Origin of the sequence: Streptomyces sp. NPDC047014, assembly GCF_040644195.1 — a bacterium.
Lineage (GTDB): Bacteria > Actinomycetota > Actinomycetes > Streptomycetales > Streptomycetaceae > Streptomyces.
This window is the reverse complement of sequence record NZ_JBEYVX010000153.1, coordinates 1-7937: the sequence shown is the minus strand read 5'-3', so window position 1 is coordinate 7937 and position 7937 is coordinate 1. Positions and strand designations below refer to the sequence as shown.

Annotated in this window: 5 protein-coding genes and 2 pseudogenes; 4 read left to right on the top strand and 3 right to left on the bottom strand. The window is 74.1% G+C overall.

Features of this window, described 5'->3' with window-relative positions:
* The 3 genes and pseudogenes from ABZ873_RS33470 to ABZ873_RS33460 form a co-directional block, all read right to left on the bottom strand.
* Positions 1-228 (bottom strand): annotated as a pseudogene (locus tag ABZ873_RS33470) (hypothetical protein); the annotation flags it as partial.
* On the bottom strand, positions 225-902 hold the full coding sequence (locus tag ABZ873_RS33465; RefSeq protein ID WP_360880400.1) for a DUF4129 domain-containing protein: 678 nt from the start codon (positions 900-902) through the stop codon (positions 225-227). The gene ABZ873_RS33465 and the pseudogene ABZ873_RS33470, both read right to left, overlap by 4 nt.
* A 2-nt stretch (positions 903-904) precedes the next feature.
* Entirely contained in the window at positions 905-2692 is a 1788-nt protein-coding gene (locus ABZ873_RS33460; RefSeq protein ID WP_360880397.1) for a glycerophosphoryl diester phosphodiesterase membrane domain-containing protein, read from the bottom strand.
* A 233-nt stretch (positions 2693-2925) separates the two neighbouring features.
* On the opposite strand from ABZ873_RS33460, the gene mtrA reads away from it, so the two are divergent.
* The 4 genes and pseudogenes from mtrA to ABZ873_RS33440 form a co-directional block, all read left to right on the top strand.
* The gene (mtrA, locus tag ABZ873_RS33455) at positions 2926-3615 is read left to right on the top strand and encodes a two-component system response regulator MtrA (RefSeq protein WP_189747360.1); all 690 of its coding nucleotides are present in this window, start codon (positions 2926-2928) and stop codon (positions 3613-3615) included.
* Between the two features lie 97 nt (positions 3616-3712).
* On the top strand, positions 3713-5569 hold the full coding sequence (gene mtrB / locus ABZ873_RS33450) for an MtrAB system histidine kinase MtrB (protein WP_360880403.1): 1857 nt from the start codon (positions 3713-3715) through the stop codon (positions 5567-5569).
* Positions 5559-7436, top strand: coding sequence for an LpqB family beta-propeller domain-containing protein (locus ABZ873_RS33445; protein WP_360880394.1), 1878 nt, complete (start codon positions 5559-5561; stop codon positions 7434-7436). The genes mtrB and ABZ873_RS33445 overlap by 11 nt, the downstream gene beginning before the upstream one ends.
* Before the next feature lie 105 nt (positions 7437-7541).
* Positions 7542-7937, top strand: a pseudogene (locus ABZ873_RS33440) (hypothetical protein); the annotation flags it as partial.

The window sequence follows — 7937 nt, the reverse complement described above, 5'->3', positions numbered from 1 at the left end:
CTCGGGCGCCGAACGGGGCTCGGGGTCGGTGGGTGCGGCGGTGGTGCGTTCGGCGCCCTGCGGGGAGCGCCCCGACACACATCCGACCCCGGCCGGGTCGGACCCGTCGGCCGGATCCGGGTGGGGGGTGCTTGGTTCGGCCGCGTCGGGTTCGGGTGCGGGATGCGGGTGGGGGGCGTCCGTATCGGGCGTGTCGGAGCCGGCCGCGGGGTCCGGGGTGGGGGTCATGGGGTGGGGGTGGGGAGGGACGGCCTGGTGTGGGACAAGGAGTCGTCCAGGGTGCGGAAAGTGGCGTACGTGGTGGGGGCCGCGGGGCGGCCGCCGTACGTGATGTCGTCGAAGGTGCGGGCCGCTGCGTGGAGGGCCTGGGCTTGGGACGGGAGGGACTGGGCGGCTTCGGTGGCGGCCTCGTCGGCGGTGCGGCCCGGGCGGGGGTCGAGGAGGGTGCGCTCCTCCAGGGAGCGGACGATGGCGCGCATGCGTTCCTGGACGGCTTCGTTCCAGCGGCCGGCGGCGGCGTGGGCCTCGGCGGCCGTGCGGTGGTCGGCGGCGCTGCGGATGCCGTCGGGGAAGAGGGCGGGGGCGGTGGTGGCGGTGCGGCGGGGGGCGCCCAGGCGCCACCACAGGGCGGTGGCGGAGAGGGCGATCACGAGGACGACGGCGAGCAGGCCGACCGCGCCGCCGGGGGTCGCCCCGGCGGCGGCGCCGAACAGGTCGTCGAGCCAGTCGAAGAACGCGCGCAGGGCGCGGTCGATGAGGCTCGGGTCGTTCTCGTGGTACATCGGCTTGGACAGTTCGCGTTCGGCCGCCTCGCGGGCGGGTTCGCGCGGTGTCGTGACCGGTGGTGTCTCCGCGCCGGGCAGGAGGGCCGTGGCGCGGGCGATGAGGCCCCCCGTGCTCACCGTCAGCCTCCGGTCGTGCCGTAGTTCTCGATGCCGGCGGCCCGGGCGAGTTCGAGGTCGAGGCCCTCGCGCCGGATGCGCTGGTCGACGTAGAGGAGGACGGTCACGCCGGACTGGATCGGCATGATGATCGTCTGGGCGATGATCAGGCCGATGCCGGAGAAGATCAGCGAGCCCCAGGCGGTCTGGGCGCCGGGGTCCGCGAGGGTGTCGAACCCGCCGCCGAAGGCGAAATGCCCGAGGAGCTGGAACGGGGTCACGATCACCATCGCCACGAAGAAGGCGATGAGGCTGGTGAGGAGCGTGATGCCGAAGATGCGCCACCAGGCGCCCTGGACGAGCTTCGAGGAGCGGGCGAACGCCTTGATGACGGGGCTCTTCTCCAGCATCAGGGCGGGCGAGGCCAGGGCGAACTTGATGCCGAGCCAGATGATCAGCGGCAGCCAGAGGAAGACGCCGAGGATGACGAGGCCGACGCTGCCGGCGAGGGCGCCGGGGGCGATGAGGACGGCGCCGAGGACGAGGGCGCCGAGGGCCATCAGCAGGGTGAGGCCGATGAGGCGGAGCAGCTGGGGGCGGGCGTCGCGCCATGCCTCGGAGACCGAGGAGTGCCGGCCGAGTACGGCGCGGCTGAAGATCATGGTGAGCATGGCGGTGACGACGAGGGTGCCGAGCGCCTGGAGGAACTGCGTGATCCCCGAGACGGCGAGGGTGCTGCCCACGGTGTCGCCGAGGCTGTTCAGGGCCTCTTCCGGGGTCATGTTCTCGGTGGGGGTGAAGACGACGTCGTCGAGCAGGAACTTCTGCATCAGGACGGTGATCACCTGGAGGACGGTGGCGACGACCAGGGTGATGGGGATGACGGAACGCCAGTGCGTACGCATGGTGGCGACCGAGCCGTCGAGGATCTCGCCGAGGCCGAGGGGGCGCAGCGGGATGACGCCGGGCTTGGCGGCGGGGGGCAGGTGGCCCCACTGGCCGGGGCCGCCGGGGTAGCCGTACTGGCCCGCGTACGGGGCTCCGCCGGTCTGCCGGCCCCAGCCGCCGCCCTGGGCAGGGGCCTGGGCCGGGGTGGGTGTGGGTGTGGATGCGGGTGCCTGCGGCGTCGTGCCGGGGTTGGACCACTGGCCGGGCGGAGGCTGCTCGGCGGACCACTTCGGCCCGCCACCCGCCGCCTGCGCTCCCGCGCCGGGCTGCGCGCCCTGGCCGGGCTCGCCGGGCTGCGCCCACTGACTGGCGGCCCGAGCCCGCTGGGCCCCCTCGGCCGGCTGCGCCGCCTGCGTGCCCTGGCCGGGCTCCGCGGGCTCGCCCGACTGCGTCGGCTGCGCGTCCCGCGCGGGCGCGGCGGGCTGCGCCGCCTGGGCGCCTTCGGCGGGCCTTGCGGCCTGAGCCGGCTGCGCCGCCTCGGCGGGCTGTGCGGCCTGCGCCGGCTGCGCCGCCTGGCCGGGCTCACCCGACTCCGTCGGCTGGGAGCCCTCGGCGGGCCTTGCAGCCTGCGCCGACTCGGCGGGCTGTGCGGCCGGGGTGGGCTGCGCCGCCTGCGCGGGGTCCTGCGCCGACTCGGCGGGCCGGGCGTCTTCGGTCGGCTGCGCCGACTCGGACGGCTTCGCCGGGCCCTGGGTGCGTTCCGTCGGCGACTGGGTCGGCTGCGCGTCCTCGCTCGGTTCCGCAGGCCCTGCGGGCCGGTTGGGGTCCGCCGACGCCTCGTCCGGGGTGGCCGCGGGGGCATCGCCGCGGCGGTTCTCGTCGGACGGGGGTCCGGGCGTAGCCCAGCCCGGAGAGTCGTTCATCGTCGCTCCTTCAGGTGCACCTGCTGCGGCGGGGGCGCCGGTCGCTGCCATCGTGCCATGTGAGGGACCCGTACGGACCAGCCGTCCCCCGGATCCGCGGCCGCCCGTGCCTTCGATTGTCCCCCGGATCCGAGGCAGACTGGTGGGGCTGATCTCCACGCAGGTCCGAGGGGCGATTTCCAGCCTTTCTGGCTGTGGGGCAGCTCACCGACGGGTAACGATTGGCTAATGGGATGATGTCAACCATGAAGGGACGAGTCCTTGTCGTCGACGACGACACCGCGCTGGCCGAGATGCTCGGCATTGTGCTGCGTGGAGAAGGTTTTGAGCCGTCGTTCGTAGCGGACGGTGACAAGGCACTGGCTGCCTTCCGGGAGGCGAAGCCCGATCTGGTGCTCCTCGACCTCATGCTGCCCGGACGGGACGGCATAGAGGTGTGCAGGCTGATCCGGGCCGAGTCCGGCGTGCCGATCGTCATGCTGACCGCCAAGAGCGACACGGTGGACGTGGTCGTGGGCCTGGAGTCCGGGGCCGACGACTACATCGTCAAGCCGTTCAAGCCGAAGGAGCTGGTGGCCCGTATCCGGGCCCGCCTGCGCCGGTCGGAGGAGCCCGCGCCCGAGCAGCTGGCCATCGGTGACCTGGTCATCGACGTCGCCGGGCACTCGGTCAAGCGCGACGGCGCCTCGATCGCCCTGACCCCGCTGGAGTTCGACCTGCTGGTCGCGCTCGCGCGCAAGCCCTGGCAGGTGTTCACCCGCGAGGTGCTGCTGGAGCAGGTCTGGGGCTACCGGCACGCGGCGGACACCCGCCTGGTCAACGTGCATGTGCAGCGGCTGCGCTCCAAGGTCGAGAAGGACCCGGAGCGCCCCGAGATCGTCGTGACGGTGCGTGGTGTCGGCTACAAGGCCGGACCCAGCTGACGTGCAGTCCGGTGAGTCCGGCGGGAGCCGGGGCGGTTCCCGCCGGTGGAACCTGCGCGCCGGCCGCCTGCTGCGCGGCGGTGCGCCCGCGGGCCGGGTGCTGCGGCTGATCGTGCGTCTCGTACGGCGGCCGCTGCTGCCCGCGGTCCGCCTGTGGCGGCGCAACATCCAGCTCCGGGTGGTGGCCGCGACACTGCTGATATCGCTGTCCGTGGTGCTCGCGCTGGGCTTCGTCGTCATCGCGCAGGTCAGCAAGGGCCTCCTCGACGCGAAGGAGGAGGCCGCGCAGAGCCAGGCCGCGGGCGGGTTCGCCGTGGCCCAGGAGAAGGCGAACACCCCGGCCACCGCGGACGGGCCCGACGCCGCCGACAGCAAGGTCGGCCGTGATGCCAGTACGTGGATGAACTCGCTGGTCAAGCAGCTGGCGAGCGGCGGCCAGACCGCCTTCGAGGTGGCCGCGCTCGGCGCCGGCACCGGGGAGCAGACCCAGCCGGGCGCCCAGGGCGTCCGCGGTGCCCGTGCCTCGGGGAACGTGGATCCGACGGCCAGTGTCCCGCTGCGGCTGCGCCAGGCCGTCAACCACGCGACCGGCACCTTCAAGACCTTCTCGGAGATCCGCTACACGAGCGGCGCCGAGCAGAAGCGGCCCGAGTCGGCGCTGGTGGTGGGCAAGCGGCTCACCGACATCAACGGCGACCCGTACGACCTGTACTACCTCTTCCCGCTGACCCAGGAGGAGGAGTCCCTCAACCTGGTCAAGAGCACCATCGCCACCGCCGGCCTGTTCGTCGTGGTCCTGCTCTCCGGGATCGCCTGGCTGGTCGTACGGCAGGTCGTGAGCCCCGTGCGGATGGCCGCCGGGATCGCGGAGCGGCTGTCGGCGGGCAGGCTCCAGGAGCGGATGAAGGTCACCGGCGAGGACGACATCGCGCGGCTGGGCGAGGCGTTCAACAAGATGGCCCAGAACCTCCAGAACAAGATCCAGCAGCTGGAGGAGCTGTCCCGGATGCAGCGCCGCTTCGTCTCGGACGTCAGCCACGAGTTGCGGACCCCGCTGACGACGGTACGGATGGCGGCCGATGTCATCCACGACGCCCGGGTCGACTTCGACCCGGTCACCGCGCGCTCCGCGGAACTGCTCGCGGGGCAGCTCGACCGCTTCGAGTCGCTGCTCGCGGACCTGCTGGAGATCAGCCGCTTCGACGCGGGCGCGGCGGCCCTGGAGGCCGAGCCGATCGACCTGCGGGACGTCGTGCGCCGGGTCATCGACGGGGCGGAGCCGCTGGCCGAGCACAAGGGCACCCGGATCCGGGTCCTCGGAGACACCCAGCCGGTGATCGCGGAGGCCGACTCGCGGCGCGTCGAGCGCGTGCTGCGCAACCTGGTGGTCAACGCGGTGGAGCACGGCGAGGGCCGTGACGTGGTGGTCCGGCTCGCGTCCGCGGGCGGGGCCGTCGCCATCGCCGTACGGGACTACGGCGTCGGCCTCAAGCCCGGCGAGGCCACCCGCGTCTTCAACCGCTTCTGGCGGGCCGACCCGGCGCGGGCGCGCACCACCGGCGGGACCGGCCTCGGGCTGTCCATCGCCGTCGAGGACGCGCGGCTGCACGGCGGCTGGCTCCAGGCGTGGGGCGAGCCCGGCGGCGGCTCGCAGTTCCGGCTGACGCTGCCGCGCACGGCCGACGAGCCCCTGCGCGGCTCCCCGATCCCGCTGGAGCCGGAGGACTCGCGGGCCCACCGGGCCAAGGCCGCCGCCGAGGCCGCGGGCCGTACGGCGGGTGCCGGGCGGGCGGCCGCCGAGGGCGGGGACCGCTCGCCGATACCGCCGCGCTCGCCGGTGGCCGGAGCCGTTCCGGTGCCCGCCGACCCGACGGCGCTGCCGGGCTCCGGGGCCCGGGTCGTGGCCCGTCCCGCCGATCAGGACCGACAGGAGGACCGAGCCGATGGACGCTGAGCCCGTGGACGCGCGAGCGGGGAGCGCACGGGCCGGGGGGCGGCGCCTGCGGACCGTACGGGCCTGCGCCTGCGGTACGGCCGGCCTGCTGCTGGCCGGCTGCGCCTCGATGCCCTCCAGCGGGGAGATCCGCCCGGTGCAGGCTTCGCAGGGCGTGGACTCGGCGGTGCGTGTGTTCGGCGTACCGCCGGCGGACAAGGCCAGTCCGGCCGAGATCGTCGACGGCTTCCTGGAGGCCATGACCAGCGACGACCCGCAGCTGGAGACGGCCCGCAAGTACCTCACCGAGGGCGCCGCGAAGAGCTGGAAGCCCGGCTCGGCCGTCACCGTGCTCTCCTCCGGCCTGGACCGGGTCCCGACGCGGGGCGAGAAGGATCCCGAGGGGCCGCCGCGCTGGAAGGTCAGCGGCAAGAAGCTGGGCACCGTCGACGAGCGCAGCGCCTACCAGCCGGAGACCGGCGCCGGGAGCTACGAGGAGATCCTGCAGCTGGTCCAGAACGAGGACAAGCAGTGGCGGATCTCGACCCCACCGAGCGGTCTGGTGCTCAGCGAGTCGGACTTCCAGCGCATCTACATGCCGGTGAACAAGTACTACTTCGCGGGCGGCATGCTCGTCGCCGACCCGGTCTACGTACGCCAGCGCACCGATCCCGACTCGCGGATGGACCCGACCACCCAGGCCGTCCAGTCCCTGCTGGCCGGTCCCTCGCGCTGGCTCGCGCCGGTGGTGGAGTCCAGCTTCCCGACCGGTACGGAGCTGCGCGCGGGCACCAAGTCCCTCTCGTACGACGGGCAGAACACCCTGCGCGTGCCGCTGAACGACAAGGCGGCCAACGTCGCGCAGCCGCAGTGCAAGAAGATGGCCACGCAGCTGCTCTACACGGTCAAGGAACTGACCGGCTCCCGGCTGGACCAGGTCGAACTGCTGCGCTCCGACGCCAAGTCGTCCTCGCTGTGCTCGGTGACGGCGGTGAGCGCGGACGCCATCGCCAACCGGCCCAAGATCCCCGAGTTCCAGTACTTCGTCGACGACGAGAAGCGGCTGGTCCGCATCCGGCTGGACGCGGGCGGCGAGGACCAGCAGCCCAAGGCGGAGCCGGTGCCGGGCCAGCTGGCGGGGCTGCCTCCCTTCAAGGTGAGCTCGGCGGCCGTGTCGTACGACGAGCGGCGCGCGGCCGTGGTGTCGGAGGACGGGCACGGGCTGTACGTGGTCTCGCTGGGCGGCGGCGGTCCGATGCCGCAGCCGGTGCCGCTGGGCAAGGGCGGCAAGGCGGAGACCCTGACCGCGCCCAGCTGGGACGGGGCGGGGGACGTGTGGGTCGCGGACAGCGACGCGCAGCACCCGGGCCTGTGGCGGGTGCCGGGCGGCACCGGGGCTCCCGAGAAGGTGCAGGTGGCGGGCCTGGACGGGCGGATCGTCTCGCTCAAGATGTCCGCCGACGGGGCGCGGATCGCGCTGCTGGTGGAGCAGACAGCGGGCCGCAAGACCCTGTACGTGGGGCGCGTGGAGCGGCCCGACGGCAAGGCCGACATCTCGGCGGTGTCGGTGCGGGAGCTGCGCAAGGCGGCCCCGCAGATGGTGGACGTGGCGGCGATGAGCTGGGCGCCGCGCGGCCGGCTGCTGGTGGTGGGCCGGGAGAACCGCGGGGTGCAGCAGGCCCGCTACATGCTGGCGGACGGCTCCATGGTCGCGGCGAGCCTGCCGGGGGCGACGGGGCTGTCGGCGGTGACGGTGGCGGCCACGGAGGACGAGGCGAAGCCGAAGCCGGTGATGGCGTACTCGGACGACGACGGCATCGTCTGGCTGCCGCCGGGCGCGCAGTGGCGTACGGTCGCGGGCGGCAAGGCGCCGGTCTACCCGGGCTGATCCGGGGCGCCTGATCCGGGGAGCCTGATCCGGGGAGGGTCCTCCGGCCCGCCGGGGTTTTCCACAGGGGTGGCGGGCCCCGGTCCGGGCCGTCAGGCTGGGTTCATGCGGGAGTGGTGGCAGGAGCTCGCGGGGCTGGTGCTGCCGGTGGACTGCGCGGGGTGCGGGGCGGCACGCGTGCTGGTCTGCCCGGGGTGCCGGGACGCGCTGGGCGGGGCCGCGGCGGGTCCCGTGCGGCCCTCCCCGGGCCCGGCGGGGCTGCCGCCGGTCCATGCCGCCGCCGTGTACGGAGGGGCCGTACGGGGCCTGCTGCTGGCCCACAAGGAGCGCGGGGCGCTGCCGCTGGCCGGGGTGCTGGGCGGCGCGCTCGCGGCGGCGGTGCTCGCGGACGGTGCGGGCCCCGGGCTGCCCTCGGGCCGGCTGCTCGCAGAATCGATGCTGCGGGGCTTCCTCGGCGACGAGGACTACCAGCGCGTCCGCCTGCCCGTCATCGAGGCCATG

Coding starts and splice junctions, on each gene's coding strand:
- ABZ873_RS33460 (WP_360880397.1), bottom strand. CDS start 2,692: ATGAACGACTCTCCGGGCTGGGCTACGCCCGGACCCCCGTCCGACGAG.
- mtrA (WP_189747360.1), top strand. CDS start 2,926: ATGATGTCAACCATGAAGGGACGAGTCCTTGTCGTCGACGACGACACC.
- ABZ873_RS33445 (WP_360880394.1), top strand. CDS start 5,559: ATGGACGCTGAGCCCGTGGACGCGCGAGCGGGGAGCGCACGGGCCGGG.